The organism is Kribbella sp. NPDC004138, from assembly GCF_053603655.1.
The window spans coordinates 1-1,938 of record NZ_JBSGFZ010000059.1 but is presented as its reverse complement, the minus strand read 5'-3'; the positions used below and the strand labels follow the sequence as shown (position 1 = coordinate 1,938).

1 protein-coding gene is annotated in these 1,938 nt (G+C 70.6%); it reads left to right on the top strand.

The features are described from left to right. The first annotated feature begins 123 nt into the window (after window positions 1-123). Entirely contained in the window at window positions 124-1,368 is a 1,245-nt protein-coding gene (locus ACWEOO_RS41810; protein WP_452147797.1) for an IS110 family transposase, read from the top strand. Window positions 1,369-1,938: the final 570 nt, after the last annotated feature.

The following is a 1,938-nucleotide window of genomic DNA, read 5'->3' as shown; positions in this document are numbered from 1 at the left end:
TCGGCTGATATAGGTCGGGCGTAGCCCCTTCACGAACACCTCCGGAGGTGTCAGAAGGGACCCATCAGGTTCCTTCGAGGGTCCGGCGTTGGCGCGCCGTGGTCCTCCTGACGCGCTCCGGAGGTGGGTGTGGTGTCTGTGCATGCTGCTCCAGTCACATCGTCCACGGTGGTGGTCGCGGTGGATGTGGGCAAGTCCTCGGCGGTGTTGTCGGTGACTGATGCCGCTCGGCATCGGTTGTTGGGTCCGGTCGGGTTCTCGATGACTCGGTCGGGTGTGTTGGAGATGGTTGAGCGGGTGTGTGGTGCGCTGCCTGCGGTGGGGGTGTCGGTGAAGGTAGGGGTGGAGGCGGCCGGGCATTACCACCAGCCGCTGATCGAGCTGTCGGCGTGGCCTGCTGGATGGGAAGTGCTCGCGCTGAACCCGGCGCATGTGACCGAGCAGCGCCGGGCGCAGGGCCGTCGGCGGGTGAAGACCGACGCGATCGACCTGGAGGCGATGACTGAGCTGCTGCTGGCCGGGCGGGGTCTGCCGGTGGCCGGCCGGGATGTCGTGATCGGTGAGCTGGTGGCCTGGGTCGCGCACCGGGCCCGGCGGATCCAGACCCGGACCGCGACCAAGAACCAGTTGCTCGGCCAGCTGGACCGGTCGTTTCCGGGGCTGACGTTGGTGCTGCCAGATGTGCTGGGCACGAAGGCCGGGCGGCTGATCGCGGCCGAGTTCAGTGACCCGGCCAGGCTCGCGTCGCTGGGCGTGGCCCGGTTCGTGCGGTTCGCCGCCGGTCGCGGCCTGCAGATGCGTCGGCCACTGGCCGACCGGCTGGTGGCGGCTGCCCGGGATGCGTTACCGACGGCCGATGCGGCGGTGGCGCGGCGGGTGCTGGCCGCGGACCTGGCGCTGCTGGCCGATCTCGACACCCAGATCGCCACGGCGGAGGCCGAGCTGGCCCGGCTGCTGCCACTGAGCCCGTTCCAGCCGCTCACCACGGTGCCGGGCTGGGGCGTGGTGCGAGCCAGCGGGTATGGCGCCGGGGTCGGTGACCCGGCCCGCTGGCCCAGCCCTCGCCAGATCTACCGGGCGGCCGGCCTGTCGCCGATGCAGTACGAGTCGGCCGGCCACCGCCGCGACGGCTCGATCAGCCGCGAGGGCAGCGTCGAGCTGCGCCGCGCGCTGATCGATCTCGGCGTCGGGCTGTGGCAGTGCGACCCGGCCGCCAAGACCTACGCCGCCGGGCTGAAGGCCCGCGGGAAACGCGGCGGGATCATCGCCTGCGCGCTGGCGCACCGGGCGAACCAGATCGCGTTCGCCCTGGTCCGCGACCAGGCCGCCTACGACCCGGGCCGCTGGCCCCGACCGGCCGGCGCCTGACCACCGGCGCCTGACCACCGGCGCCTGACCACCGGCGCCTGACCACCGGCGCCTGACAGAGCGCTTGACCACAACCCGGACCTGTTCCTCGATAGCTGCCCAGCCGCCGGTGTCGAGGAAGCTGTCAAGGGTGGAGCGCCCGCAGCGCAGCGAGGACGAACGACCTTGACCGCGACGAGCACCGGCACACACTCGAGCAGCGAGGAACAGCCCCCTCTTCCCCTTCCCTGCAACACGGAAAGAGGCCCCGCTCACACCTTCACAACACCAGCCGGCGGGTGCGACGCTGGTCGTGACGAAGGACCGGATCAGACGCCGACTCGGCTATGGCGAACGCACCAAGCGTCACGCCGCATCTAGCTTGGCGCCCGGTCCTTCGCCCCATCACAGCAGCCCGCACGACGCCAGATGACCAACCAGCGCGTCAGGTCGCATACGTCAGCATGGGCGCTTCGGGCACTCGACCCCACGACCCCTCCCGGCCCCATACCACCCACAAAATCCACCCCACCCAGGCGGAACAATCCCCCACAGCCATCACCAGACTTGACTCGACCCACAGCCAGCTAG